22 protein-coding genes and 1 tRNA gene are annotated in these 26,338 nt (G+C 68.6%); 19 read left to right on the top strand and 4 right to left on the bottom strand.

Going from position 1 to position 26,338, the window contains the following annotated elements; translation table 11 throughout:
* Positions 1–42: 42 nt before the first annotated feature.
* From tkt to O7R11_RS08750, 9 genes are all read left to right on the top strand, one after another.
* Complete coding sequence (tkt, locus tag O7R11_RS08790) at positions 43–2,037, top strand: transketolase (RefSeq protein ID WP_337997128.1); 1,995 nt, start codon at positions 43–45, stop codon at positions 2,035–2,037.
* Between the two features lie 79 nt (positions 2,038–2,116).
* Positions 2,117–3,226, top strand: coding sequence for a class II fructose-bisphosphate aldolase (fba, locus tag O7R11_RS08785; RefSeq protein WP_337997127.1), 1,110 nt, complete (start codon positions 2,117–2,119; stop codon positions 3,224–3,226).
* A gap of 57 nt (positions 3,227–3,283) precedes the next feature.
* Positions 3,284–3,925 carry a ribulose-phosphate 3-epimerase gene (rpe, locus tag O7R11_RS08780; RefSeq protein WP_337997126.1) on the top strand — a complete coding sequence of 214 codons (642 nt, stop codon included), beginning with the start codon at positions 3,284–3,286 and terminating at the stop codon, positions 3,923–3,925.
* Positions 3,926–4,190: 265 nt separating this feature from the next.
* A complete protein-coding gene (locus O7R11_RS08775) occupies positions 4,191–5,228 on the top strand; it encodes a substrate-binding domain-containing protein (protein WP_420792980.1) in 1,038 nt (345 codons plus the stop codon).
* Between the two features lie 157 nt (positions 5,229–5,385).
* The gene (gene pstC / locus O7R11_RS08770) at positions 5,386–6,771 is read left to right on the top strand and encodes a phosphate ABC transporter permease subunit PstC (RefSeq protein WP_337997124.1); all 1,386 of its coding nucleotides are present in this window, start codon (positions 5,386–5,388) and stop codon (positions 6,769–6,771) included.
* On the top strand, positions 6,764–8,074 hold the full coding sequence (gene pstA, locus O7R11_RS08765; protein WP_337997123.1) for a phosphate ABC transporter permease PstA: 1,311 nt from the start codon (positions 6,764–6,766) through the stop codon (positions 8,072–8,074). The genes pstC and pstA overlap by 8 nt, the downstream gene beginning before the upstream one ends.
* 76 nt (positions 8,075–8,150) lie before the next feature.
* A complete protein-coding gene (gene pstB / locus O7R11_RS08760) occupies positions 8,151–8,909 on the top strand; it encodes a phosphate ABC transporter ATP-binding protein PstB (RefSeq protein WP_337997142.1) in 759 nt (252 codons plus the stop codon).
* A gap of 16 nt (positions 8,910–8,925) precedes the next feature.
* Positions 8,926–9,654 (top strand): phosphate regulon transcriptional regulator PhoB, encoded by a 729-nt coding sequence (gene phoB / locus O7R11_RS08755; protein ID WP_337997122.1) that lies wholly within the window; start codon positions 8,926–8,928, stop codon positions 9,652–9,654.
* A 132-nt stretch (positions 9,655–9,786) separates the two neighbouring features.
* A complete protein-coding gene (locus O7R11_RS08750) occupies positions 9,787–11,184 on the top strand; it encodes a sigma-54-dependent transcriptional regulator (RefSeq protein WP_337997121.1) in 1,398 nt (465 codons plus the stop codon).
* 165 nt (positions 11,185–11,349) lie between these two features.
* On the opposite strand, the gene O7R11_RS08745 is transcribed toward O7R11_RS08750, so the two are convergent.
* Positions 11,350–11,871, bottom strand: coding sequence for an adenine phosphoribosyltransferase (locus O7R11_RS08745; RefSeq protein ID WP_337997120.1), 522 nt, complete (start codon positions 11,869–11,871; stop codon positions 11,350–11,352).
* Positions 11,872–12,084: 213 nt separating this feature from the next.
* Between O7R11_RS08745 and spbR the strand changes: the two genes are divergently transcribed.
* A complete protein-coding gene (gene spbR / locus O7R11_RS08740) occupies positions 12,085–13,209 on the top strand; it encodes a SpbR family protein (RefSeq protein WP_337997119.1) in 1,125 nt (374 codons plus the stop codon).
* A 153-nt stretch (positions 13,210–13,362) separates the two neighbouring features.
* Here the strand turns inward: spbR and O7R11_RS08735 are convergent, their stop codons facing one another.
* The 3 genes from O7R11_RS08735 to O7R11_RS08725 all read right to left on the bottom strand — a co-directional run bounded on the left by O7R11_RS08735 (position 13,363) and on the right by O7R11_RS08725 (position 15,071).
* Positions 13,363–13,815 (bottom strand): macro domain-containing protein, encoded by a 453-nt coding sequence (locus tag O7R11_RS08735; RefSeq protein ID WP_337997118.1) that lies wholly within the window; start codon positions 13,813–13,815, stop codon positions 13,363–13,365.
* Between the two features lie 89 nt (positions 13,816–13,904).
* Positions 13,905–13,981 (bottom strand) — tRNA-Pro (locus tag O7R11_RS08730).
* 64 nt (positions 13,982–14,045) lie between these two features.
* Complete coding sequence (locus tag O7R11_RS08725) at positions 14,046–15,071, bottom strand: polyprenyl synthetase family protein (RefSeq protein WP_337997117.1); 1,026 nt, start codon at positions 15,069–15,071, stop codon at positions 14,046–14,048.
* 128 nt (positions 15,072–15,199) lie between these two features.
* On the opposite strand from O7R11_RS08725, the gene O7R11_RS08720 reads away from it, so the two are divergent.
* The 9 genes from O7R11_RS08720 to O7R11_RS08680 all read left to right on the top strand — a co-directional run bounded on the left by O7R11_RS08720 (position 15,200) and on the right by O7R11_RS08680 (position 26,265).
* Positions 15,200–15,955 carry a tRNA1(Val) (adenine(37)-N6)-methyltransferase gene (locus O7R11_RS08720; protein ID WP_337997116.1) on the top strand — a complete coding sequence of 252 codons (756 nt, stop codon included), beginning with the start codon at positions 15,200–15,202 and terminating at the stop codon, positions 15,953–15,955.
* Positions 15,949–16,173 (top strand): hypothetical protein, encoded by a 225-nt coding sequence (locus O7R11_RS08715; RefSeq protein WP_337997115.1) that lies wholly within the window; start codon positions 15,949–15,951, stop codon positions 16,171–16,173. Before O7R11_RS08720 ends, O7R11_RS08715 begins: the two co-directional genes overlap by 7 nt.
* Before the next feature lie 113 nt (positions 16,174–16,286).
* Positions 16,287–17,213 carry a glycine--tRNA ligase subunit alpha gene (locus O7R11_RS08710; RefSeq protein WP_337997114.1) on the top strand — a complete coding sequence of 309 codons (927 nt, stop codon included), beginning with the start codon at positions 16,287–16,289 and terminating at the stop codon, positions 17,211–17,213.
* A complete protein-coding gene (gene glyS / locus O7R11_RS08705) occupies positions 17,210–19,279 on the top strand; it encodes a glycine--tRNA ligase subunit beta (RefSeq protein ID WP_337997113.1) in 2,070 nt (689 codons plus the stop codon). The genes O7R11_RS08710 and glyS overlap by 4 nt, the downstream gene beginning before the upstream one ends.
* A gap of 125 nt (positions 19,280–19,404) precedes the next feature.
* Positions 19,405–22,071, top strand: coding sequence for a pyruvate, phosphate dikinase (gene ppdK / locus O7R11_RS08700; protein WP_337997112.1), 2,667 nt, complete (start codon positions 19,405–19,407; stop codon positions 22,069–22,071).
* A gap of 347 nt (positions 22,072–22,418) precedes the next feature.
* Entirely contained in the window at positions 22,419–23,342 is a 924-nt protein-coding gene (locus tag O7R11_RS08695) for a glycosyltransferase family 2 protein (protein WP_337997111.1), read from the top strand.
* Between the two features lie 8 nt (positions 23,343–23,350).
* Positions 23,351–24,310 (top strand): glycosyltransferase family 9 protein, encoded by a 960-nt coding sequence (locus tag O7R11_RS08690; protein WP_337997110.1) that lies wholly within the window; start codon positions 23,351–23,353, stop codon positions 24,308–24,310.
* Positions 24,307–25,083, top strand: a complete 777-nt coding sequence (locus O7R11_RS08685) for a glycosyltransferase family 2 protein (RefSeq protein WP_337997109.1) — start codon at positions 24,307–24,309, stop codon at positions 25,081–25,083. Before O7R11_RS08690 ends, O7R11_RS08685 begins: the two co-directional genes overlap by 4 nt.
* Positions 25,084–25,212: 129 nt before the next feature.
* Entirely contained in the window at positions 25,213–26,265 is a 1,053-nt protein-coding gene (locus O7R11_RS08680) for a glycosyltransferase (protein ID WP_337997108.1), read from the top strand.
* Positions 26,266–26,338 lie beyond the last annotated feature (73 nt).

Here is a 26,338-nt window from a genome sequence, read left to right as displayed (position 1 = left end):
CTTTCGTTTTGTTTTCGACACGAAGCAAGGAATATCCCCCCGATGACCACCGCGACCCCGGCGCCCGTCTCCGAAGCCCGCCTGGCGACTGCCGTCCGCTTCCTGGCCGCAGACGCGATCGAGAAGGCCAACTCCGGCCATCCCGGCATGCCGCTCGGCATGGCCGACGTCGCCACCGTGCTGTTCTCCCGCTTCCTCAAGTTCGATCCGCAGGACCCGCAGTGGCCGGACCGCGACCGCTTCGTGCTCTCCGCCGGGCACGGCTCGATGCTGCTCTACGCGCTGCTCCACCTCGCCGGCTATGCGGGCGTCGATATCGAACAGATCAAGGCCTTCCGCCAGTTCGGCGCGCGCACCGCGGGGCATCCGGAATACCGCCACCTGCCGGGGGTGGAGACCACCACCGGGCCGCTGGGGCAGGGCATCGCCACCGCGGTGGGCATCGCGCTCGCCGAGCGGATGATGAACGCCCGCTTCTCCGACGCCGCGGTGGACCACTACACCTACGTGATCTGCGGCGACGGCTGCCTGATGGAAGGGATCAGCCAGGAGGCGATCTCGCTCGCCGGGCACCTCAAGCTCGCCAAGATGATCGTGCTGTGGGACGACAACGGCATCTCCATCGACGGGGCGACCTCGCTCGCCACCTCCGAGGACCAGCTCGCCCGCTTCGAGGCGGCGGGCTGGGACGCGGTGCGCGTGGACGGCCACGATGCGGAGGCGATCGCCGCCGCCATCGCCGCGGCGCGGGAGAGCGCCCGCCCGTCGCTCATCGCCTGCCGCACGGTGATCGGTAAGGGCGCGCCCAACAAGGCGGGCAGCCACAAGATTCACGGCGCGCCGCTCGGCGCGGACGAGATCGCCGCGGCGCGCGCGGCCCTCGGCTGGTCCTACGCGCCGTTCGAGGTGCCGGAGGACGTGCGCGACGCCTGGCAGCTGATCGGCATTCGCGGCTCCGCCCTGCACGCCGCCTGGGAGGCGCGGATGAGCTTCCTCCCCGAGGAGAAATACGCCGAGTTCCAGCGCCTTTCCGAAGGGCGGATGCCGGACGGCTGGTCCGCCGCGCTCGTCGCCCACAAGCAGGCGCTCGCCGAGGCCAAACCCAAGATCGCCACCCGCAAGGCGAGCCAGGACGTGCTCGGCGTGCTGACCAAGGCGATCCCCGAACTGGTCGGCGGCTCGGCCGACCTCACCGGCTCCAACCTCACCCGGGGCGCGGGCCAGCCGGAAATCGCCCCCGGCGACTATGCGGGCACCTACATCCATTTCGGCATCCGCGAGCACGGCATGGCCGCCGCGATGAACGGCCTCGCCCTCGGCGGCCCGTTCATCCCCTACGGCGGCACCTTCCTGGTGTTCACCGACTATCTGCGTCCGGCGCTGCGCCTTGCGGCGTTGATGGGCCTGCGCGTCGTCTATGTGATGACGCACGATTCCATCGGCCTCGGCGAGGACGGGCCGACGCATCAGCCGGTGGAACACCTTGCGTCGCTGCGCGCCATGCCCAATCTCCTTGTGATGCGCCCGGCCGACGCGGTGGAGACCGCGGAGTGCTGGGCCGCCGCCCTGGAACAGACGAACCGCCCGAGCGTGCTTGCCCTGTCGCGCCAGAACCTGCCGACCCTGCGCACCGCGCACACCGTGGAGAACCTTTGCGCCAAGGGCGGCTACGTGATCGCCGAGGCCCCCGGGCCGCGCGCCGCGACGCTGATCGCCACCGGCTCGGAAGTGGCGCTGGCGGTGGAGGCGGCCAAGGCGCTGAACGCCGAGGGCATCGCCACCGCCGTGGTCTCCCTGCCGTGCTGGGAGCTCTTCGACGCGCAGCCGGAGGGCTACCGCGCCGCGGTGCTGGGCGGCAGCGGCGTGCGCGTCGCCATCGAGGCGGGCGTCGGCATGGGCTGGGAACGCTACGTCGGCGACGGTCCGATCGTCGCCATGCCCGGCTTCGGCGCCTCCGCGCCCGCCGACAAGCTCTTCGAACACTTCGGCTTCACCGTGGACAACGTGGTGCGGACGGTGAAGACTCGCTTGGGCTGAACCATAAACCGCCGGGGCCCGCCGGATGCGGCGGCGGGTCACCGGGCACGATAGAACCGGAACAGGAGGACTCGACACCATGGCGATGATTTCGATGCGGCAGTTGCTGGATCACGCGGCCGAATTCGGCTACGGCGTGCCCGCGTTCAACGTCAACAACATGGAACAGGTGCTGGCGATCATGGTGGCGGCGAAGAAGGCCGACGCCCCGGTGATCCTGCAGGCGAGCCGCGGCGCGCGGCAGTATGCCGGCGACGTGATGATCAAGCACATGATCATGGGCGTGGTCGAGATGTACCCGGATATCCCGGTGTGCATGCACCAGGACCACGGCAACAACCTGGCGACTTGTCTGTCCGCGGTGTCCGCCGGGTTCTCCTCGGTGATGATGGACGGCTCCCTGATGGAAGACGGCAAGAGCCCGTCCACCTATTTCTACAACATCGAGACCACCAAATCGGTCTCCGACGTCTCGCATCTCGTCGGCGTCTCGGTGGAGGGCGAACTGGGTTGCCTCGGCTCGCTGGAGACCGGCAAGGGCGACAAGGAAGACGGCCACGGCTTCGAGGGCAAGCTCGACCGCAGCGCGCTGCTGACCGACCCGGACCAGGCCGCCGACTTCGTCGCCAAGACCAAGGTGGATGCGCTCGCGGTGGCGATCGGCACCTCGCACGGCGCCTACAAGTTCACCCGCAAGCCCACCGGCGACATCCTCGCCATGGACGTGGTCAAGGCGATCCACGAGCGCCTGCCCACCACCCACCTGGTGATGCACGGCTCCTCCTCGGTGCCGCAATACCTCCAGGACATCATCAACCAGTACGGCGGGGGAATGCCGCAGACCTTCGGCGTGCCGGTGGAAGAAATCGTCGAGGGGATCAAGCACGGCGTGCGCAAGGTCAACATCGACACCGACTGCCGCATGGCGATCACCGGCCAGATCCGCAAGGTGTTCGCCGAGGACCCGAAGGAATTCGACCCGCGCAAGTACCTCAAGCCCGCGATGGCGGCGATGGAGAAGGTCTGCCTGGAGCGCTACGAGGCCTTCGGCACCTGCAACCGCGCCAGCAAGATCAAGGCGATCCCGCTTGCCGATATGGCGAAGCGCTACGCCGCGGGCGAACTCGACCCGAAGATCCGCGAGGCCGCCCCGGCGAAGCCGGGCTCCCAGCCGATCATCGGCATCTGACCCACGATGCGCGGGGCGGCCTGCGGGCCGCCCCGTTTCCCGACGCAGGAGCCGCCGATGGCCGTGAAAATCGCCCCCTCGATCCTTTCCGCCGACTTCGCCCGCCTGGGGGAGGAGGTCCGCGCGCTGGAGGCCGCCGGGGCCGACTACGTTCACGTCGATGTGATGGACGGCCACTTCGTCCCCAACCTCACCATCGGCGCGCCGGTGGTCAAGGCGCTGCGCAAGCACTCGGCGCTGCCCTTCGACGTTCATCTGATGATCGAGCCGGTGGACCCGCTGATCCCCGCCTTCGCCGAGGCGGGGGCCGACATCATCACCGTGCATGCGGAGGCGACGCGCCACCTCGACCGCTCGCTGCAACTGATCAAAAGCCTCGGCAGGAAGGCGGGCGTCTCGCTCAACCCGGCGACGCCGGAAAGCGTGCTCGCCTACGTGCTCGACGCGGTGGACCTGATCCTGGTGATGAGCGTCAACCCCGGCTTCGGCGGCCAGTCCTTCCTTTCCTCCCAGGTGGAGAAGATCGCCCGCATCAAGGCGATGCTCGGCTGCCGCGCCGTGGAGATCGAGGTGGACGGGGGGATCAACCCGAAAACCGCGAAAACCTGCATCGCCGCGGGCGCGGACGTGCTGGTGGCGGGCAGCGCTGTGTTCGCCACCCCCGACTACGCCGCCAACATTCGGGCTCTGCGCGGGTAGAGCCGGGCCGGGCTCCGGCCGGGACGGCGGTTTTTCCTTTTTATAACTCCAAACAAGACCGCTCTCCGCGGAGAGATGCGGAGTCGCGCGCCGGCAACGGGTTTGTGCGCCGCCGGAGCGGGGGGCGTTGTCATGGAACCTTCATCTTCCGTTCACAAATGCGTCGCCGTCCCCGCGTACTTTGGCCCTGCGGTCGGCAAGCGATTTTGCCGGGCCGCGGTTCGCACGTTATCCGAAAAAAACCCTCTTACCGGAGGCATTCGCTGTGATGAAACGTACTCTCGCTGTCGCCGCTCTTGCGACGGTCGCTTTCGCCGGAGTGGCCGAAGCCCGCGATCAGATCCGCATCGTCGGCTCGTCCACGGTGTTCCCGTTCGCTTCCAAGGTCGTCGAGCAGTTCGGCAAGACCACCTCGTTCAAGACCCCGGTGATCGAGTCCACGGGCTCCGGCGGCGGGTTGAAGCTGTTCTGCGCCGGCGTCGGCGTGGACCACCCGGACATCACCAACGCGTCGCGCGCGATCAAGGCCTCCGAGGTCGAGACCTGCCACAAGAACGGCGTGACCAAGGTCACCGAGATCGTCATCGGCTTCGACGGCATCGTCGTCGCCGACGCCAAGAACGGTCCGTCCTTCAACGTGTCGCGCAAGGACCTCTACCTCGCGCTCGCCAAGTCCGTTCCGGACCCGAAGGGCGGCGACAAGCTCGTCCCCAATCCCTACAAGACCTGGAAGGACGTGAATGCGTCGCTTCCGGCCAACGCCATCGAAGTGCTGGGCCCGCCGCCCACCTCCGGCACCCGTGACGCCTTCACCGAGCTGGTGATGGACCACGGCTGCGAGAGCTTCGCCTTCATCAAGGCGATGGCCAAGACCGACAGCAAGGGCTTCAAGGCCGCCTGCCAGTCGATCCGTGAGGACGGCGCCTACATCGAAGCCGGCGAGAACGACACCCTGATCGTCAACAAGCTGGTGGAAAACCCGAAGGCTCTCGGCATCTTCGGCTTCTCGTTCCTCGACCAGAACACCGACAAGATCAAGGGCGCGCACATCGACGGCGTGGCTCCGACCTTCGACAACATCTCCTCGGCGAAGTATCCGGTCTCCCGTTCGCTGTACTTCTACGTCAAGGGCGCGCACGTCGGCGTGATCCCGGGCATCAAGGAGTACGTGGCCGAGTTCACCTCCGCGGCCGCCATCGGTCCGGACGGCTACCTGCCGCAGATCGGCCTGATCCCGCTGCCGGCCGATGCCCTCAAGAAGACCGCGGAAGCCGGTAAGGCTCTGCCGAACAACGTGAAGTAACCGGATTTCCGGTCGCATGGGCCGCCGCCCGGAAACGGGCGGCGGCGGTTTCCTGAAGCAAACGGGAGCCGAAGTCCTTAGCGCGATGCGTGTCGCGCCGGTATAATCGCCCCGCGCCGGGATGCCCCCGGTTTCTAAGCGACGATGAGGCCCGTTGATGCCGTTGAGTCTCCTGCTTCTGGTTCTGGCCGTGCTTTCGGCCTTCGCGTACCGTTTCGGCACCGGCCGCGCGCGCGCCATCGCGCCGGGGCGGCAGCAGGCCACCCTGCATTCCCGCCCGACCTATCACGGTTTCTACGTCGCGCTGTGGTGCGGCCTGCCCGCCCTTCTGGTCGCCGTCGCCTGGGTGGCGATGCAGCCGATCCTGGTGAAGGGTCTGGTGCTCGCCGGACTGCCCGATTCGTACTCCGCGCTGCCCGAGGCGCGCCTCAACCTGATCTGGAACGACATCCGCAACCTCGCGCTCGGCGACGTGGTGCGCGCCGCGCCCGCGCCGGAAATCCAGGCCGCGGCGGAAACCTTCCGCCGGCTCTACACCATCGGCCAGGCGGCGCTCGCGGTGCTCTGCCTGGTGCTGGCGCCGCTCGGCGCGCGCTATGCCTATGGCCGCGTCTCGCGCGATCTGCGCGCCCGCAACCGCGTCGAGACGGTGATCACGGTGTTCCTGGTGGCGAGTTCGCTGGTGGCGATCTTCACCACCATCGGCATCGTGCTGTCGCTTCTCTTCGAGTCCCTGCGCTTCTTCGGCAAGGTGCCGCCCCTCGATTTCCTCTTCGGCCTGCACTGGAGTCCGCAGACCGCGTTGCGCGCCGACCAGGTGGGCAGTTCCGGCTCCTTCGGCGCGGTGCCCTTGTTCACCGGCACGCTCCTGATCAGCCTGATCTCGATGTGCGTCGCGGTGCCGGTCGGCCTGATGTCGGCGATCTACATGTCGGAATACGCGCATCGCAAGTTCCGCGCCGTGGCCAAGCCGCTTCTCGAAATTCTCGCGGGCATTCCCACCGTGGTCTACGGCTTCTTCGCCGCGCTCACCGTCGCCCCCTTCATCCGCCGCCTCGGCGAAAGCATGGGGATTTCCGTCGCCTCGGAGAGCGCGCTCGCCGCCGGGCTGGTGATGGGGGTGATGATCATTCCCTTCGTCTCCTCGATCTCCGACGACGTGATCAACGCGGTGCCCCAGGCGATGCGCGACGGCGCCTATGCGCTCGGCGCCACCAAGTCGGAGACGATCCGCAACGTCATCGTTCCCGCGGCGCTGCCCGGCATCGTCGGCGGCGTGCTGCTGGCGGTCTCCCGCGCCATCGGCGAGACGATGATCGTGGTGATGGCCGCGGGGCTCGCCGCCAACCTCTCCTTCAATCCGCTGGAGGCGGTAACCACGGTGACGGTGCAGATCGTCACCCTGCTCACCGGCGACCAGGAGTTCGACAGCGCCAAGACGCTCGCGGCCTTCGCCCTCGGGCTGGTGCTGTTCTGCGTCACCCTGGGCCTCAACATCTTCGCGTTGCACGTGGTGCGGAAGTATAGGGAACAATATGAGTGAGATGACGGTCGATACGCCGCGCGGCGGCGCGGGAACGCGGGCCCTGGTGGCGGCGGGAATCGGACGCCGCTATCGCGCCGAGCGCCGCTTCCGGCTGTTCGGCCTGGTGGCGATCGTCTCCGCGCTCGTCTTCATGGTGCTCTTGTTCGTCAGCATCGTCGGCAAGGGCTATACCGCCTTCCTGCAGACGGAGATACGCCTGCCGATCCATTACGACGTGCAGACGATCGACCCGCAGGGGCTGCGCGATCCGGTGGAAATGCGCCGCGCCAACTACGGCAAGCTCTATCGCGACGCGCTGCACGAGATGTTCCCCGACGTCGAGTCCCGCGGCGACCGGCGCATGCTCAACGGCCTCGTCTCCTCCGGCGCGACCTTCGAGATCCGCGACCATGTGTTTGCGGACCCCGCGCTGATCGGCAAGAAGGGCGAGGTCTGGGTGCCCGCCTCCGACGACGTGGACATGCTGGTCAAAGGCAATGTGGACCGGAACTCGCCCGAGCACGAGCGCCGGATGACCGACAAGGAGATCGCCTGGATCGATGCGCTGGCCGCCCAGGACCGCATCGAGACCCGCTTCAACTGGCGCTTCTTCACCCAGGGCGACAGCCGCGAGCCGGAACTTGCGGGCATCTGGGGCGCGGTTTCCGGTTCCTTCCTCACCATGCTGGTGACGCTCGTGCTGTCCTTCCCGCTCGGCGTGGCCACCGCGGTGTACCTCGAGGAATTCGCGCCGAAGAACCGCTGGACCGACATCATCGAGGTCAACATCAACAACCTCGCGGCGATCCCTTCCATCGTCTTCGGCCTGCTGGGCCTCGCGGTGTTCCTGCAATTCTTCGGCCTGCCGCGGTCCGCCCCGGTGGTCGGCGGCCTGGTGCTCACCCTGATGACCCTGCCCACCATCATCATCGCGTCGCGCGTCTCGCTGCAGTCGGTGCCGCCCTCGATCCGCGAGGCGGCTCTCGGCCTCGGCGCCTCGAAGATGCAGATGGTCACCAACGACGTGCTGCCGCTCGCCATGCCGGGCATTCTGACCGGCACGATCATCGGCATGGGCCGCGCGCTGGGCGAGACCGCGCCGCTTTTGATGATCGGCATGGTCGCCTTCATCGTCGATGTGCCGCATGGATTTTCCGACCCGGCGACGGTGTTGCCGGTGCAGATCTACATCTGGGCCGATTCCGCGGAGCGCGCCTTCGTCGAACGCACCTCCGCGGCGATCATCGTGCTCCTCACCTTCCTGATTTTGATGAACGCCGCCGCCGTCTACTTGCGCAGCAAGTTCGAAAGGCGGTGGTAGAATGGAGACCGTGACCGTGCGCGACGCCATGCAGACGACTTTGGACAACCGACTCGCGGAAGGGGATGCGACTCCGATGCCGGCGAAAATCCAGGCGCGCCAGACCAACGTGCACTACGGCGACAAGCATGCGCTCAAGGACGTGACGCTGGACGTGCGCGAGGGCGAGGTGACTTCGTTCATCGGCCCGTCGGGCTGCGGCAAGTCCACCTTCCTGCGCTGCCTCAACCGGATGAACGACACCATCGACGGCTGCCGCGTCTCCGGCACCGTGCAGCTCGACGGCGAGGACATCTACGACCCGAAGATCGACGTGGTGCAACTGCGCGCCCGCGTCGGCATGGTGTTCCAGAAGCCCAATCCCTTCCCCAAGTCGATCTACGACAACGTCGCCTACGGGCCGCGCATCCACGGCCTCGCCGCCAACAAGGACGAACTCGACGAGATCGTGCTGACCAGCCTGGAGAAGGCGGGCCTGCTCGCCGAGGTCAAAGACCGCATGGAGTCGCCGGGCACCGGCCTTTCCGGCGGCCAGCAGCAGCGCCTGTGCATCGCCCGCGCCATCGCGGTCAACCCCGAGGTGATCCTGATGGACGAGCCGTGCTCGGCGCTCGACCCCATCGCCACCGCCAAGATCGAGGAACTGATCGACGAACTGCGCGAAAACTATACCATCGTCATCGTCACCCACTCGATGCAGCAGGCGGCGCGGGTTTCGCAGCGCACCGCCTTCTTCCATCTGGGCGAACTGATCGAGGTGGGCGACACCGAGCAGATCTTCACCAACCCCAAGCACAAGCTGACGCAGGGGTATATCACCGGCCGCTTCGGTTGATGGAGGACCAGACGCAATGAAGCCGATGATCATGGTCGTCGAGGACGAGGCCGCGCTCGTCACCGTGCTGCACTACAACCTGGAGAAGGAGGGCTATCGCGTCTGCGAGGCCTCCGACGGCGAGGAAGCGCTGACCGTGGCGGCGGAAAACGCTCCGGACCTGGTGATTCTCGACTGGATGCTGCCGATGATGTCGGGCATCGAGGTGTGCCGCCAGTTGCGCCGCAAGCCGCGCCACCGCGAGGTGCCGATCATCATGCTGACGGCGCGCGGCGAAGAGGGCGACAAGGTGCGCGGCCTCAACACCGGGGCCGACGATTACATGACCAAGCCGTTCTCGATGCCGGAACTGCTGGCCCGGGTGCGCGCGCTGCTGCGCCGTTCCGCCGCGGTGCCGAGCAAGGGCGTGCTGGAGTTCGACGACATCCAGATGGACCTCAACGCCCACCGCGTCACCCGCGGCGGCCGCTACATCCACCTCGGCCCCACCGAATTCCGCCTGCTGCAGTTCCTGATGCAGAACCCGGGCTCGGTGTTCTCCCGCGAGGAGTTGCTCAACGCCGTCTGGGGGCCGGACATCTATGTCGAGCCGCGCACCGTGGACGTGCACATCCGCCGCCTGCGCAAGGCGCTCAACGAGGACGACGGCACCGACGTGATCCGCACGGTGCGCGCCGCGGGTTATGCGCTCGACCACAAGTTCCCGGCCGAACCCGCCGACGGAACCCTCTCCGCGACGCTCTGAGCGCCCGGTTCTTCCCGCACATGCCACAGGGAGGGGAGGCTTCGGCCTCCCCGTTTTTTGTCGGCTGCGGTTTCCCTATCGGTGATATATGCTGAATCGGCAAGCAAGCACGCGTAAGTGGTGGAGTGCGCCATGGCCGAGAAACCGCAGCCCAAGGTCCTGATCGTCGAGGACACGCCGTCCATGGCCGAGCTCTACGCCGCCTTTCTCGACGGCTGCGGCTATGCGGTCTCCATCGCCGAGACCGGCAAGGCGGCGCTCGCGGCGATCCGCCGCGACCTGCCGGACGTGGTGCTGCTCGACATCCACCTGCCGGACATCAGCGGCCTCGAAATCCTCAAGATCCTGCGCGAGGAGGAGATCCCCTCGGCCTGCGTGGTGATCACCGCGCACGGCTCGATCAACGTCGCGGTGGAGGCGATGCAGAGCGGCGCGCGGGACTTCCTGGTCAAGCCGTTCGCCAAGGACCGCCTGGTGGTGACGGTGCGCAACGTGGCGCAGCACGCCTCGCTGGAACGCATCGTCGAGCGCCTGAAAGAGGACTACGGTCCCGGCGGCTTCTACGGCATGCTCGGCTCTTCCCTGCCGATGCAGGCGATCTACCGCACCATCGATTCGGTGGCGACGTCGCGCGCCACGGTGTTCGTCACCGGCGAATCCGGCACCGGCAAGGAGCTCTGCGCCGAGGCGATCCACCGCGCCAGCCCGCGCCGCGACAAGCCCTTCGTCGCGATCAACTGCGGCGCCATTCCGCGCGACCTGATGGAGAGCGAGATCTTCGGCCACGTGAAGGGGGCGTTCACCGGCGCCGCCGCCGACCGCGAGGGCGCGGCGCGGCGCGCCGACGGCGGCACCCTCTTCCTCGACGAAATCTGCGAGATGGACCTCGACCTACAGACCAAGCTCCTGCGCTTCGTGCAGTCGGGCATGGTGCAGAAGGTCGGTGGCGATCACCCCGAGAAGGTGGACGTGCGCTTCATCTGCGCCACCAACCGGGACCCCTGGGCCGAGGTGGAGGCGGGGGCCTTCCGCGAAGACCTCTACTACCGCCTGCACGTCATCCCGGTGCACCTGCCGCCCCTGCGCGAGCGCGACGCCGACGTCATCGAGATCGCCCGCGCCCTGCTCACCCGGCTGGCCCGCGAGGAGAGCAAAAGCTTTGCCGGTTTCTCGCCGGAGGCGGAAGCGCGGCTTCTCGCCTTTCCGTGGCCGGGCAACGTGCGCCAGTTGCAGAACGTGCTGCGCAACGTCGTGGTGCTGCACGACGGCGCGGTGGTCGAGGCGGCGATGCTGCCCGCCACCCTGATGAAGGGGAGCGGTGCGCTGCCGACGCCCGCCGCGTTTGCGGCGGAGACGCTGCCGCAGGGCGAGGACGGCATCCGCCCGCTCTGGGAGGTGGAAAGGGAGATCATCGAGGCGGCGGTGGCGGCCTGCGGCGGCAACGTGCCGCGCGCCGCGGCGCGCCTGCAGATCAGCGCCTCGACGATCTACCGCAAGAAGATGGCCTGGGACGAGGGCAAACCGGCGTAAATTCTACTGCGGCGGCCGTCTGGAACGGTTTTCTGCGCTTCCGGTGCTCACGGGCAGGAAGCCCGCTCCGCTCCGGTTCTCGAAAATCCGTCCCATCCGGCGCACCGCAGCGAATTTCCATCCGGTTTGGGCAAACCGGCGTGCCCGTCTGGTGCGGTGTCGGACTTATTCGTCGTAGACGGCGAGGGAGGCGCACGGGAAGTCGAGCTTTTCGCGGCCCTTGAGGAACGACAGTTCGAGGATGGTCGCGGCCCCCACCACGTCGCCCCCCACCTGGCGGATAAGGTCCGCCGCGGCGCGCATCGTGCCGCCGGTGGCGAGAAGGTCGTCGAGAATCACCACGCGGGCGCCCTTTCTCACCGCGTCGGTCTGAATCTCGATGGTGTCGGTGCCGTATTCCAGGCCGTATTCGTAGGGGATGGTCGGGCCGGGGAGCTTGCCCTTCTTGCGCACCATGAAGAAGCCGCAGCCGAGCTTCAGCGCCAAGGGCGCGGCGACCAGGAAGCCGCGGGATTCGATGCCCGCCAGGATATCGGGGTTCCAGATGCGGATGATCTGCGCGAGGCGGCCCATGGTGATCTGCCAGCCCTCGGCATTGGCGAGCAGCGTCGAGATGTCGTAGAAGAGAATGCCCGGCTTCGGAAAGTCCGGAATGGATCTGATGTAGGTTTTGATATCCGCTTCCATGTTGCCGCCCCCGCGATGATAATTTTACCCTGACGTGGAGAGAACCCTTCGAGACAATAAAGAATTATCCGCGATGCACAAGACGCGCGCAGAGATATTTCGCTGTACGGCGTGTGCGGATTTTTTTGGCTTGCTTCAGAGAAATGGCTATAGTGTCCAAGAGGTAGCGTGTTCGCCCGCAGGCGGCGGACAAAGAGGGGAGGCACCGCAGGGATGACTGAATCCCGGCTGACCGAAGGCGACGTTCGCAAGCTGCTGGCCGATCCCTCGGCGGATAACCGCGCCGAAACCGCTGCCAAGCTGGCTTTGGAGTTCGATCAGGGCAACCTGTCGGCGTCGGAACGCACCATGGCGGAACAGATCTTCCGCATCATGGTCAAGGACGCGGAAGTCCGGGTACGCGAGGCGCTCGCCATCAATCTCAAGGAAAACCCCAACGTTCCGCACGATGTGGCGGTGACGCTCGCCAAGGACGTGGACCAGGTGGCGCTGCCGGTCCTGCAGTTCAGCGAACTTCTTTCCGACGAGGATCTGGTCCAGATCATCCGCTCCCAGAGCCCGAGCAAGCAGAAGGCGATTGCCGAGCGCGCCCACGTGTCCGCCACCGTCGCCGAGGCGATCGTCGAGGACGCGGGCAAGGAGGCGGTGGTGGCCCTGGTCTCCAACGAAGGCGCGGAGATTTCCGAGACCTCGCTCGACAAGGTGATCGACAAGTTCGGCGCCGACGAAGAGGTGCAGGCGCCGATGGTGCGCCGCTCGGTGCTGCCGGTGACCATCGTCGAGCGCCTGGTGCACCAGGTCTCCGAGAACCTGCGCGAGCACCTGCTCACCCATCACGAGATGCCGGCGTCGATCGCCGCGGACCTCATCCTCCAGGCGCGGGAGCGCGCCACCATCGGGCTGTCCACCGATTCCTCCGAGGACGACGTGGAGCGCCTGGTCAACCAGCTCTACAACAACGGCCGCCTGACGCCCTCCATCGTCCTGCGGGCGCTGTGCATGGGCGACATGAAGTTCTTCGAATACGCCATGGCGCGCCGCGTCGGCATTCCGGTGCTGAACGCGCGCATGCTGATCCACGATTCCGGCGAACTCGGCCTCGACGGCCTCTACGGCAAGTCGGGGATGCCGCGCAGCTTCTATCCCGCGGTCAAGGCGGCGATCAGCGTCGCCAAGGAGATGAGCTACGACGGCGAGGAGGGCGACCGCGAGCGCTATGCGCGGCGCATGCTGGAGCGGGTGCTGACCCAGTACGGCGACCTCGGCGTCGATTTCGACAACGACGACCTGGAATACCTGCTGACCAAGATGAACAGCCTGCCCGCCACCTCGCACTGAGAACGGCACGCTCCCGAGAACCACGCCCCGGCTTGCCGGGGCGTTTTTCGTTCGGGAAAGCTAAAACTTTGCGAGGGGTCTCGAACCCCTCGCGCCCCCCATAACATCGGTTTTTGCGCGCAGCGCCATAAGTTCGCGCGTCGGCAGCCCCGCTTAGCGCGGCTGATAGAGCAGCACCCGCAGGTCCGGAATGCCGCCGAGCGCCGCCTCGATGCGCGGGCGGACATCGGCCCAGGAGAGGCCGCCGATGCCGCAGCCCAAGGGCGGCACTGCGATGGAGCGGATGGACCGGCCGCGGATTTCCGCAGCGAGCGCGGCAAGCCCGCTTTCGATATGCTCCAGGCGGCTGCCGTCGCTCCAGTGGAAGAGGGTGGGGAAGTTGACGAGGAGGCGCGGGTTGCGGGGGTATCCGGTGGCGAACACGTGCATCCGCCCGAGACGCACTTCGCCGCGGGCGCAGGCCGCCGCATAGGCGCGGAAGTTTTCCGGGAATGCCGCCTTGAACTGCGCGGCGAGGCCGCCGCCCATCACGCCGACGCAGTTGACGGCGTTGACCAGGGCCTCGGCATCGGCGGCGAGCAGGTCGCCGCGTACGGGTTCGATCATCGCTGGCCTCCCTTATGGGGGGCCAGTCTACCACAAAGCGAACGGGCCGGCCGTTGCCGGCCGGCCCGTCGAGATCGACGCCCTGGGAATGGTCGGAGTGAGAGGATTCGAACCTCCGGCCCCTGCCTCCCGAAGACAGTGCTCTACCAGGCTGAGCTACACTCCGTTCCTGGGGTCGAGGCCGGGTTTATACGATGCGCGCTCGCATCGTGTCCAGCGGTTTTTTCTGCTCAATAGGCGCGCTCGATGCAGAATTCGACAATCTCCGACAGCGCGGTTTTTACGGCGCTTTCGGGGAAGATGGCAAGCGCGTCGCGGGCGCGGTCGCCGTAGTGGCGGGCGCGCTTCACGGTGTCGTCGAGCGAGCCGTGGCGGATCATCAGGGCCTGCGCATGGGCGAGGTCGGCGCCGTCCTCCGCCTGGTCCAGGTCCTCCATCACGCGGCGCCAGAAGGTGCGTTCCTCGTCGGTGCCGCGGCGGTAGGCGAGGATCACCGGCAGGGTGATCTTGCCCTCGTGGAAGTCGTCGCCCACGGTCTTGCCGAGTTTTTCCTGCTTCGCGGAATAGTCCAGCACGTCGTCGATCAGCTGGAAGGCGATGCCGAGGTTGAGGCCGAACTGCTCCAGCGCCTTTTCCTCCGCCATCGGACGGCCCGGAATCACCGCGCCGATCTGGCAGGCGGCGGCGAACAGGCGCGCGGTCTTGGACTCGATCACCTGAAGGTAGGCGGCCTCGTCGGTCTCGGTGTCGTTGGCGGTGGTGAGCTGCAGCACCTCGCCCTCGGCGATCACCGCCGAGGCATGGGAGAGGATCTCCAGGATGCGCAGCGAGCCGTCCGCCACCATCAGCTGGAAGGCGCGGCTGAGCAGGAAGTCGCCGACGAGCACGCTCGCCTGGTTGCCCCACACCGCATTGGCGGAGGCCTTGCCGCGGCGCAGGTCGCTTTCGTCCACCACGTCGTCGTGCAGCAGCGTCGCGGTGTGGATGAACTCGACGCAGGCGGCGAGCCGTACCTGGCGGTCGCCCTCGGCGGCGCACAGCTGCGCCGCGGCCAGGGTGAGCATCGGGCGCAGGCGCTTGCCGCCGGAGGAGACGAGGTATCCGGCGAGTTGCGGAATCAGCGGAACCGGGCTCGCCATGCGGTCGATGATGGTCTGGTCCACGGCGGCGAGGTCGGCGGCGACGAGGCGGTGCAGGTCCTCGAAGGCGGAGGACGAGCGACTGCGGTCCGAGGACAGATTGACGACGTTGGACACCACATCACCCGCATATGACCAAACCTTACCCGTATGGGCGGTGCCAGAATACGGGGCGGCTTCCCGCGCGGTCAAGCCTTCCCGCAGAGGGCTTGCGCCGCTATCATCCGGCGATGGACCAGAATGCCTTGAGCGAGGACGGCCTGCTGGACGGGCGGCTGCGGCTGTTGCAACCCGGCGCGGGGTATCGCGCCGCGATCGACCCGGTGCTGCTGGCCGCCGCGGCGCGCGTGGCGGAAGGCGGGCGTGCGCTCGACCTCGGCTGCGGCACCGGCGCGGCGGCGCTGTGCCTGGCCGCGCGGCGGCCCGACCTGCGGGTGTGCGGCGTCGAGTTGCAGCCGGAGTACGCGGCGCTCGCCCGCCGCTCGGCTGCGATCAACGCCATGGCGGAGCGGGTGGAGGTGGCGGAGGCCGACGCGGCAAACCCCGCCGCATGGCCCGAGGGCTGGGCGGGCTTCGACGCGGCGCTCGCCAACCCGCCGTTCTTCACCGGCGGCAGCCGCGCGCCGGATGCCGGACGCGCCGCGGCGCACCACGCGGGCGCGGCGGACCTTGCCGCCTGGGTCGCCGCCGCGCGCCGCGCGCTCGCGCCGAAGGGCACGCTAACCCTCATTCTTCCCGCCGCACGCCTGGGCGAGGCGCTGGCCCTGCTGTCCCGCGGCTTCGGCGCGGTGCAGGCGATTCCCCTGTGGCCGAAGCCGGGCCGCGCGGCGAAGCGGGTGATCCTGCGCGCCGAAAAGGGCCGCCGCACCCCCTTTGCGCTGCTGCCCGGACTGATTCTGCACGGCGCGGGCGGAAACTATACCGTGGCGGCGGCGCGCATCCTGCGCGGCATGGAAAGCCTGGATGCGGTGCTGGACTCCGCGACGGAGGGGGTATGCTGAGCCTCGGCAAGATTCTTCTTCTGCTCGCGGTGGGCTATGCGGTGTTCAGCCTCGGCCGCCGCTTCGGCGCGCGCCGCGCGCCGCCCCCGGCCCCGCCCGGGGCGGGGCGCCCCCCGGCGGAGTCCCTGGCGCGCTGCCCGGTCTGCGGCGTCTACCGCGCCCCCGGACTCGCCGAGGATTGCCCCCGCGAGGACTGCCCATTCCGCCGAAAGTCATAAAAACGTTCCAAAGCGGGCGAACCCGCACCGCGCCATCTTGACCGCTCCGGGCCGCCCCGTTAGGTTTCCTGCACGTTTTGCCACAGCCCCGGCCACCATTTTCGATGGGTATCGTGAACGCACAGTCCAGAGCGGCGGGCCCGCGCTCCGCGCCGTCCTTCCAAGACCTCATCCTGACGCTGCACCGCTTCTGGGCCGATCAGGGCTGCCTGATCCTCCAGCCCTATGACATGGAGGTAGGCGCGGGCACCTTTCACCCCGCAACCACCCTCCGTGCGCTGGGGCCGGACCCGTGGCGCGCCGCCTATGTGCAGCCCTCGCGGCGGCCCACCGACGGCCGCTATGGCGAGAACCCCAACCGCCTGCAGCACTACTACCAGTACCAGGTGCTGATGAAGCCCTCGCCGGATGCGGTGCAGGAGCTCTACCTCGACAGCCTGCGCGCCCTCGGCATCGACCCCAACGCCCACGACATCCGCTTCGTCGAGGACGACTGGGAGTCGCCGACGCTGGGGGCCTGGGGCCTGGGGTGGGAGGTCTGGTGCGACGGCATGGAGGTCACCCAGTTCACCTATTTCCAGCAGGTCGGCGGCTTCGAGTGTTCGCCGGTGCCGGTGGAGCTGACCTACGGCCTGGAGCGCCTGGCGATGTACGTGCAGGGCGTGGAGAACGTCTACGACCTCGATTTCAACGGCCGCGGCGTCACCTACGGCGATGTCTTCCACCAGGCCGAGGTGGAATATTCCCGCCACAACTTCGAACTCGCCAATACCGAGATGCTGCTCGCCCACTTCCGCGATGCGGAGGCCGAATGCGCCGCCCTGATCGCGGGCCGCGACGGGGCGGAGGGCGTGGCGCTGCCCGCCTACGACTACTGCCTCAAGGCGTCGCACCTGTTCAACCTGCTGGACGCGCGCGGCGTGATCAGCGTGACCGAGCGCGCCTCCTACATCGGGCGGGTGCGCGCCCTGGCGAAATCCTGCTGCGAGGCGTACCTGCGCACGCGCGGCCATCTTCCGGCGGAGGGGGCGGCGCGATGACCGGCGAATTCCTGCTCGAACTGCTCTCCGAGGAAATCCCCGCGCGCATGCAGGCGCGCGCCGCGGAAGACCTTGCCCGCCTGGTCGCCGACGGCCTCGCCGCCCAGGGGCTGAAGCCCGCGGAGACCAGGGCCTTCGCCACGCCGCGGCGGCTCGTCCTCTGCCTCACCGGCCTGCCGTCGGCGCAGCCCGACGTCACCGAGGAGCGGCGCGGCCCCAAGGTCGGCGCTCCGGCGCAGGCGCTGGAGGGCTTCCTCAAGGCCAACGGCGCGGCGCTTGCCGACCTTGCGGAGCGCGACACCCCCAAAGGCAAATTCCACTTCCTCGACATCCACCGCACCGGGCGGCCCACCGCGGCGGTGCTGGCCGACATTCTCGCCGAGGCGCTGCCGCGCTTCCCGTGGCCGAAGTCGATGCGCTGGGGCGAGCGCTCCGAGCGCTGGGTGCGGCCGCTGGAGGGCATCCTCTGCCTGTTCGAAGGGCAGGTGGTGCCGCTCGCCTTCGCCGGGCGCGAGGCGGGCAACGTCACCAAGGGCCACCGCTTCCTTGCGCCGGACGCCTTCACGGTGGCGGACTTCGCCGACTACGCGGCGAAGCTCGAAGCCGCCAAGGTGATGCTCGACCCGGTGCGCCGCCGCGACCTCATCGCGGCGCAGGCGGAGTCTCTTGCCGCCGCGCGCGGCCTTGCGGTGCTGCCGGACGCCGGGCTGCTCGCCGAGGTGGCGGGCCTGGTGGAATGCCCCAACGTGCTGATCGGCCGCATCGACGACGCCTTCATGGCGGTGCCGCGCGAGGTGCTCTCCACCTCGATGCGCACCCACCAGAAGTATTTCTCCCTCACCGACGCTTCGGGGGCGCTGGCGCCGTTCTTCCTTGTCGTTTCCAACATGGAGACGGCGGATGCGGGCGCGACCATCGCCGCGGGCAACGAGCGGGTGCTGCGGGCGCGGCTTTCGGATGCGCGCTTCTTCTGGGATTCCGACCGCGCCGCAACCCTGGAAAGCCGCATCCCGGCGCTGGCGGACCGCATCTTCCACGCCGCGCTCGGCTCGGTGCTCGACAAGGCGGAGCGCATCGCGGCGCTCGCCGCGCGCATCGCGCCCGCGATCGGCGCGGATGCGGATAAGGCCGCGCGCGCCGCCAGGCTCGCCAAGGCCGACCTCTCGACGGAAATGGTCGGCGAGTTCCCCGAACTACAGGGCGTGATGGGCCGCTACTACGCGCTCCACGACGGCGAGGACGCCACCGTCGCCGCGGCGGTGGCGGACCACTACGCGCCGCAGGGGCCTTCGGACGCCTGCCCGTCCGCGCCGGTCTCCGTCGCCGTGGCGCTGGCCGACAAGATCGACAGCCTCACCGGGTTCTTCGCCATCGACGAAAAGCCCACCGGCTCGCGCGACCCCTATGCGCTGCGCCGCGCCGCGCTCGGCATCGTCCGCCTGGTGCTGGAAAACCGCCTGCGCCTGCCGCTCAAGCCGCTGTTCGCCGCGGCGCACGGCCTCTATGCCGTGCCCGGCCTGCGCCCGGCGGAGACGGTGGCCGACGAACTCATCGACTTCCTCGCCGACCGCCTCAAGGTGCATCTGCGCGAGCAGGGCGTCGGCCACGACGTCATCGCCGCGGTGTTCGCCAAGGACAGGGACGACGACCTGGTGCGCTTCCTCGCGCGGGTTTCCGCCCTGCGCGGCTTCCTCGAAGGGGAGGATGGGCGTAATCTGGTGATCGCCTACCGCCGCGCCGCCAACATCGTGCGCATCGAGGAGAAGAAGGACGGCCGGTCCTTCGCCGAGGCGCCGGTTGCGGCCGATCTGGCGACGGCGGAGGAAACCGCGCTGTCCGCCGCGCTGGAAACCGCGATCGCGGAGAGCGCGGCGAAGCTGGCGGCGGAGGACTTCACCGCGGCGATGGCGGCCTTGGCCGCGTTGCGCGCGCCGGTGGACGCCTTCTTCGACAAGGTCACGGTGAACGCCGATGACCCGAAATTGAGAAGCAACCGCTTGCGGTTGCTGTCGCGCATCGGCGCGGCGATGGAAAGCGTGGCGGACTTCTCGCGTCTCGAGGGCTAAGGCGCGGAAACCCGCTGCAAGCGGAGGGCCCTGCGGCAGGTCCTTCGGGGGAGGCTTGCAGGCCGCGGCACAACACACCGGAACCGGGCTGAACCCGGCTGGGCGGAAGCAGTGAGGAACAAACCATGGCGAAGTGGGTGTACACCTTCGGCGACGGGAAGGCCGAGGGAAGCGCAGCGATGCGCAACCTTCTGGGAGGCAAGGGCGCCAATCTGGCGGAGATGAGCCGCATCGGGGTTCCGGTGCCGCCCGGTTTCACCATCTCCACCGAGGTCTGCACCCACTACTACACCAACGGCAACACCTATCCGGAGGGGTTGAAGGAGCAGGTGGCCGCGGCGCTGGCGGGGGTGGAGGCGGCTCTCGGCATGCGCTTCGGCGATCCGGTCAATCCGCTGCTGGTCTCGGTGCGCTCGGGCGCGCGCGCCTCGATGCCCGGGATGATGGACACGGTGCTCAACCTCGGCCTCAACGACGTCACCGTCGAAGGCCTGGCCAAGCGCGCCAGCGACGCCCGCTTCGCCTACGACAGCTACCGCCGCTTCATCCAGATGTATTCCGACGTGGTGCTGGGCGTGGAGCACCACCTCTTCGAGGACGTCCTCGAAGAGGTGAAGCGCGACGCCGGCGTCACCCAGGACACCGAACTCACCGCCGAGAACTGGAAGGGCGTGATCCAACGCTACAAGGCGATGGTCGCCGCCGAACTCGGCAAGCCGTTCCCGCAGGACGTGAAGGAACAGATCTGGGGCGCCATCGGCGCGGTGTTCGGCAGCTGGATGAACCAGCGCGCCATCACCTACCGCCGCCTGCACGGCATTCCGGAAAGCTGGGGCACCGCGGTCACCGTGCAGTCCATGGTGTTCGGCAACATGGGCGAGGATTGCGCCACCGGCGTCGCCTTCACCCGCGACCCCTCCACCGGCGAGAACGCCTTCTACGGCGAATACCTGGTCAACGCCCAGGGCGAGGACGTGGTGGCGGGCATCCGCACGCCGCAGCACCTCACCATCAACGGCAAGACCCGCCACGGCTCCGACCTGCCCGCCATGGAAGAGGTGATGCCCTCCCTGTTTACCGAGCTGGTGAACATCCGCAACATCCTTGAGATGCACTACAAGGACATGCAGGACATGGAGTTCACCATCCAGCAGGGCAAGCTGTGGATGCTCCAGACCCGCAACGGCAAGCGCACCGTCGCCGCCTCGGTGAAGATCGCCGTGGACATGGTCGCCGAGGGCGTGCTCACCAAGGAACAGGCGGTGATGCGCGTCGAGCCGCAGCAGCTCGACCAGCTCCTCCACCCCACTCTCGACCCCAAGGCGCCGCGCACCGTGCTCGCCAAGGGCCTGCCCGCCTCTCCGGGCGCCGCCTCGGGCCGCGTGGTGTTCACCGCCGCCGACGCCGAAACCTGGGCGAAGAACGGCGAGAAGGTGATCCTCACCCGCATCGAGACCAGCCCCGAAGACATCGGCGGCATGCACGTCTCCCAGGGCGTGCTGACCACCCGCGGCGGCATGACCTCGCACGCCGCGGTGGTGGCGCGCGGCATGGGCACCCCCTGCGTCGCGGGCGCGGGCGAAATCCGCATCGACTACAAGGCCAAGCAGATGCGGGTGCGCGACACCGTGGTCAAGGAAGGCGACACCATCACCCTGGACGGCTCCACCGGCGAGGTGATGCTGGGCAAGGTGCCGACCATCCGCCCCGAGCTCACCGGCGACTTCGGCTCCCTGATGGGCTGGGTGGACGAGGTGCGCACGATGAAGGTGCGCGCCAACGCCGAGACCCCGCTGGATGCGGAAACCGCCCGCCGCTTCGGCGCGGAGGGCATCGGCCTGTGCCGCACCGAGCACATGTTCTTCGACCCGGCGCGCATCATCTCGATGCGCGAGATGATCCTCGCGCGCAACGAGGCGGGCCGCCGCGCCGCGCTCGCCAAGCTGCTGCCCTATCAGCGCAAGGACTTCATCGACCTCTTCACCATCATGAAGGGGCTGCCGGTCACGGTGCGCCTCCTCGACCCGCCGCTGCACGAGTTCCTGCCCAACACCGAGGCCGAACAGGCCGAGGTGGCGGCGGCCTCCGGCGTCGATGTCGGCGCGGTCAAGGCCGCGGTGGCCGCCCTGCACGAGACCAACCCGATGCTCGGGCATCGCGGCTGCCGCTTGGGCGTCACCTATCCGGAAATCTACGAGATGCAGGCCCGCGCCATCCTGGAAGCCGCGGTCGAAGTCTCCAAGACCACCGGGAACGCCGTGGTGCCGGAAATCATGATCCCGCTGGTGATGGGCAAGATCGAGCTCGACATGATGAAGGCGGTGATCGACACCGTGGCCAAGGAGGTGTTCGCCGCCGCCGGGATGACGCTCACCTACCAGGTCGGCACGATGATCGAACTGCCGCGCGCCGCCCTGCGTGCCGCCGAGATCGCCGAAACCGCCGAGTTCTTCAGCTTCGGCACCAACGACCTGACCCAGACGACGATGGGCATGTCGCGCGACGACGCGGGCAACTTCCTGGAAATCTACCGCCAGAAGGGCGTGGTCGAAACCGACCCCTTCGCCACCCTGGACCAGGAAGGCGTCGGCGAGTTGATCAAACTCGCCGTCGAGCGCGGCCGCGCCACCCGGCCCACGATCAAGCTCGGCATCTGCGGCGAACACGGCGGCGACCCGGCCTCCGTCGCGTTCTGCCAGAGCATCGGCCTCGACTACGTCTCGTGCTCGCCCTACCGCGTGCCGATCGCCCGCCTCGCCGCCGCCCAGGCCGCGCTCAAGCAGGCGAAGTAAAAACGCCAAAACTTTGCGGAGGGACTCGGTCCCTCCGCACCTCCCATAACTTTTGGGTTTTGCGTGACGGAGAACGCCGGAGGCGTTCGTAGGGACATGGCCGAAGGCCATGGTCCGAGGCGGAGCCGAGGACGAGGAAAATGCAAAAAGCATTTTCCGAGCAAGCGCCATGGAATCATCGCGCGGCGTGGCGGTTGCCTGCCGCTGCGCGGCGAAAAACGTATGGGGTGCGCGAGGGGACCGAGTCCCCTCGCAAGTTTTTTTGTTTCCCGCGCAGCGTCCGCCGGGGCTTCGCGCGGCGGGGGAATTGCTTTATCCTGCCTGCGGATAGGGGAGAGCACGGGCGGATGACGCAGGTTTCGTACATTGTCGCCGTGGACACTCAGAGGCCGCATCTGGAAGCGATGCTTGCGGGACTGCGCGGTCAGGACGGCGATTTCTCCCGCGAATTCGTCTTCGTCGATGACGGTTCCGACGACGGTTCCTTCGAGTTTCTCATCGAAAAGACGCGCTGCTGGCCGCGCACGCTGTTGATTCAGCAGCGGCGGCAGGGCCCGGCGGCGGCGGCGCTGACCGGGGCCAAGGCGGCCACCGGCGACCGCTGGCTGTTTCTCGATGGCGACGTGGTGCTGGCCGCCGGGGCGACGCGGCTGCTGCTCGCCGCGGCGCAGGAGGGCGGCCTCGACATGCTGCTGGCGGCGCGCACGGTGTGCGGCGCCCCGGCGAAGCATGCCTTCGACCTGCCGGGCGATGCGCCGCAGGCGGAGGTTGTGGACGGGGTGCACGCGCTGCTGAGCGGCGCGCAGCCGCCGACGCGGCTGATGCTGATGCGCCGCGGGTTGTTCCGCGATCCCGGCTTTTTCGACGCCGGGGTGTACCTGCCGGATTTCGCGCCGCCGTTGCAGGCGGCGCTGGCGCATCGCGTCGGCGTTCTCGACGCCGCGGTGGGGTGTTCGCTGCCCGATGCGCCGAGCCTCGCGCGGCGCGGCGGCGGTCAGGCGGAGTACGATTTCTCGGCGGCGGTGGCGGCGTTTCTCGCGGCGCATCCGGAACTTCCGGCGCGCTCGCGCCGCGCGGCCCTGTGCGGCTGTGCGCGGCGCGCCTGGAGGGCGGCGCGGGCGAACCGCGGCGCGGGTTTGACCTCGCGGTTTTTCTGGCTGTATATCAAGGCGCTGTTGAGGGTGCCGATGGACGTTTCGGCGGCCCTGGACGACAGCCTCGCCGCCTGGGACGGCGCGGATATCCGCCGTTCCGCCCCGCCGAAGGGATGACCCGCCCCGTGCCGCCGCGCATTCTGTTCGTCACTTCCACCCGCATCGGCGACGCCGTGCTCTCCTCCGGCATTCTCGCGCACCTGGTGGAGACGCAGCCCGATGCGCGCTTCACCATCGCCTGCGGCCCGGCCGCCGCCTCGCTGTTCGCCGGCGTGCCGCGCCTGGACCGGGTGATCGTCATGTCCAAGGGGCCCTATGCCGCGCACTGGCGGCGGCTGTGGGCCGCCTGCGTCGGCACGCGCTGGGACGCCGTGCTGGACCTGCGGCGCTCGGCGCTCGCCTGGACCCTGTGCGCGCGGCGGCGCTACCGCCTTTCCGGACCGTCGGGGCTCGCCCACCGCGTGGTGGAGAACGCGGGCGTGCTCGGTCTCGACCCGCCGCCCGCGCCGCACCTGTGGACCCTGCCGCGCCACGAGGCGGCGGCGGAGCGGCTGATCCCCGCGGGCGGGCCGGTGCTGGCGGTGGGGCCGACCGCCAACTGGCGCGGCAAGACCTGGCGGATGGAGAATTTCATCGACCTGGTGGCGCGCCTCACCGCGCCCGCCGCGCCGTTCGCCGGGGCGCGGGTGGCGGTGTTCGCCGCGCCGGGGGAGGATGCCGCGCCGCTGCTCGACGCCCTGCCGCCGGACCGCCGCCTGCCGGTGACCGGCGTGGCCGATCTGCTTACCGTGTTCGCGGCGTTGAAGCGCTGCGCCTTCTACGTCGGCAACGATTCCGGGCTGATGCACCTTGCCGCCACCGCGGGGGCGCCCACCCTCGGCCTGTTCGGCCCGAGCCGGGAGGCGCATTATGCCCCCTGGGGGCCGCGCTGCGCGGTGGCGCGCACCGCGCTCGCCTATGACCAACTGGTCGGCGGGCCGGGTTACGACCACCGCGCCACCGGCACCCTGATGGACAGCCTGAGCGTGGAGGCGGCGGAGGCCGCCGCCCTCGCCCTGATCTCCGCCGTGGGAGGCAACCGATGACGACCTTGAGCGCCCTGGTGGTGGTCCACAACGAAGAGGACATCCTCGCCGCCTGCCTGGAGAGGCTCGCCTTCGCCGACGAGTTGGTGGTGGTGCTGGACAAGTGCACCGACGGCAGCCGCGATATCGCGCTGCGCTTCACCGATGCGGCGCATCTGGTGGAGGGAAGCTGGGAGGTGGAAGGGCCGCGCCGCAACGCCGGGCTGGACGCCTGTTGCGGCGACTGGGTGGTGGAGGTGGACGCCGACGAGCACGTGCCCGCGGCGCTGGCGGAGGAGATCCGCGCGGCGATCGAAACCTCCGCCGCCGATTACCACGACCTGCCGGTGGACAACTATGTCGGCGGCCACCGCGTGCGCTATGGCTGGGGGGCCTCGTTCGGCACTTCGGCGGTGCCCCGCCTGTCGCGCAAGGGCGCGAAGCGCTGGGGCGAGCAGCGGGTGCATCCGGCGCTGGTCTGGCGCGGGCGCGGCGGCGCGAAGGCGGTGAAGGGGCCGACCCTGGCCAACCGCCTGGACCACTATGTGGACGACAGCATCAGCGATATGCTGCGCCGTCTCGACCGCTATTCCTCCGCGCGTGCGAGGGACTTGCGCGAAAGCGGGAATATCGGCAGTCTGGCTAACAACGTGCGGCGCTTTTTTTCCCGATTCTATAAATGCTACATCGGCCGGAAGGGATACCGGGAAGGCGGCTGGGGGTTCCTGATCGCGCTGTGCGCCGGGCTCTACCCTCTGCTGTCCTACCTCAAGGCGCGGCTGGAGGACGCCTGAACCGCGGCGTTCCCGGAGGGAATGGAAGAGTTGCATTTCGGCGCGGCGGCGCTTGACCGCCGGGCGCGGTGGTGTTGGGATGACGCGGCGACCGCAGAACGGGCCGCGCTTGATGTAGGGTGACGAAACGTGACGATCCGGGTGTTGCAGGCCATGGCGGGCGCCGAGCAGGGCGGCGCGGAAGCGTTCTTCGAGCGCCTGGTGAGCGCGCTGCATCGCGCCGGGGTGCAGCAGCACGTCCTCATCCGCCGCAACGCGGAACGCGCGGCGCGCCTGCGCGCCGCAGGGCTGATCCCCGTCGAGCTGCCCTTCGGCGGCACGCTGGACTTCACCACCAAGCGCCAGTTCGCCAAGGAGATCGGCAAGTTCAAGCCGCACGTGGTGATGACCTGGATGAACCGCGCCACCGCGATGTGCCCGCCGGGCGATTTCGTCCACCTGGCGCGCCTGGGCGGCTATTACGACCTCAAATACTACCGCTCCTGCGACCACCTGATCGGCAACACCGAGGACATCGTCAACTATCTGGTGCGCGAGGGCTGGCCGGCGGAGCGCGCCCACTACGTGCCCAATTTCGTCGATGTGGACCCGCAGGTCGCGCCGATGTCGCGCGCCGCGCACTACACCCCCAACACCGCGCCCCTGGTGGTGGCGATGGGCCGCCTGCACGAGAACAAGGCCTTCGACACCCTGATCAAGGCGATGGCGCGGGTGCCCAACGCCTATCTCTGGCTTGCCGGGGACGGGCCGCAGCGCGCCGCGCTGGAACAGATGGCGCAGGTGGAGGGGATCAAGCCGCGCACCCGCTTCCTCGGCTGGCAGAAGGATGTCTCGCCGCTGCTCGCCGCCGCCGACCTGTTCGTCTGCCCGTCGCGCCACGAGCCCCTGGGCAACGTGGTGCTGGAGGCCTGGGCCGGCGGCACGCCGGTGGTCGCCGCCGACGCGCAGGGACCGGGCATGCTGATCGACCACGGCCGCAACGGCCTGCTGGTGCCGGTGGACGACGTCGGCGCGATGGCGCAGGCGATCGGCTGGATGCTGAACAACCCCGAGGCGGCGGCGGAAATGGCGGCGGCCGGGCGCGCCTCCTTCGAAGAGGGGTACAGCGCGCCGACCGTCATCGACCGCTATCGCGCCTTTTTCGACCAGGTGGTGGCGGACGCAGGCATTTCGGACGCGTGACGCCGGTCACTGGGGAGGATCGCGCCGCCTGCTATACCCGGCACGGCGGCGCGGCAACGATCTGAAGGGACGA

Source organism: Oleispirillum naphthae, from assembly GCA_027864655.1.
GTDB lineage: Bacteria > Pseudomonadota > Alphaproteobacteria > Rhodospirillales > Rhodospirillaceae > Oleispirillum > Oleispirillum naphthae.
The sequence above is the reverse complement of the archived record's forward strand: the minus strand, read 5'-3'. Positions and strand labels throughout refer to the sequence as shown.

Coding starts and splice junctions, on each gene's coding strand:
- O7R11_RS08750 (WP_337997121.1), top strand. CDS start 9,787: ATGGCCGAGAAACCGCAGCCCAAGGTCCTGATCGTCGAGGACACGCCG.
- rpe (WP_337997126.1), top strand. CDS start 3,284: ATGGCCGTGAAAATCGCCCCCTCGATCCTTTCCGCCGACTTCGCCCGC.
- O7R11_RS08745 (WP_337997120.1), bottom strand. CDS start 11,871: ATGGAAGCGGATATCAAAACCTACATCAGATCCATTCCGGACTTTCCG.
- fba (WP_337997127.1), top strand. CDS start 2,117: ATGGCGATGATTTCGATGCGGCAGTTGCTGGATCACGCGGCCGAATTC.
- tkt (WP_337997128.1), top strand. CDS start 43: ATGACCACCGCGACCCCGGCGCCCGTCTCCGAAGCCCGCCTGGCGACT.
- O7R11_RS08695 (WP_337997111.1), top strand. CDS start 22,419: ATGACGCAGGTTTCGTACATTGTCGCCGTGGACACTCAGAGGCCGCAT.
- O7R11_RS08735 (WP_337997118.1), bottom strand. CDS start 13,815: ATGATCGAACCCGTACGCGGCGACCTGCTCGCCGCCGATGCCGAGGCC.
- pstB (WP_337997142.1), top strand. CDS start 8,151: ATGCCGGCGAAAATCCAGGCGCGCCAGACCAACGTGCACTACGGCGAC.
- pstA (WP_337997123.1), top strand. CDS start 6,764: ATGAGTGAGATGACGGTCGATACGCCGCGCGGCGGCGCGGGAACGCGG.
- O7R11_RS08715 (WP_337997115.1), top strand. CDS start 15,949: ATGCTGAGCCTCGGCAAGATTCTTCTTCTGCTCGCGGTGGGCTATGCG.
- pstC (WP_337997124.1), top strand. CDS start 5,386: ATGCCGTTGAGTCTCCTGCTTCTGGTTCTGGCCGTGCTTTCGGCCTTC.
- ppdK (WP_337997112.1), top strand. CDS start 19,405: ATGGCGAAGTGGGTGTACACCTTCGGCGACGGGAAGGCCGAGGGAAGC.
- O7R11_RS08685 (WP_337997109.1), top strand. CDS start 24,307: ATGACGACCTTGAGCGCCCTGGTGGTGGTCCACAACGAAGAGGACATC.
- phoB (WP_337997122.1), top strand. CDS start 8,926: ATGAAGCCGATGATCATGGTCGTCGAGGACGAGGCCGCGCTCGTCACC.
- spbR (WP_337997119.1), top strand. CDS start 12,085: ATGACTGAATCCCGGCTGACCGAAGGCGACGTTCGCAAGCTGCTGGCC.
- glyS (WP_337997113.1), top strand. CDS start 17,210: ATGACCGGCGAATTCCTGCTCGAACTGCTCTCCGAGGAAATCCCCGCG.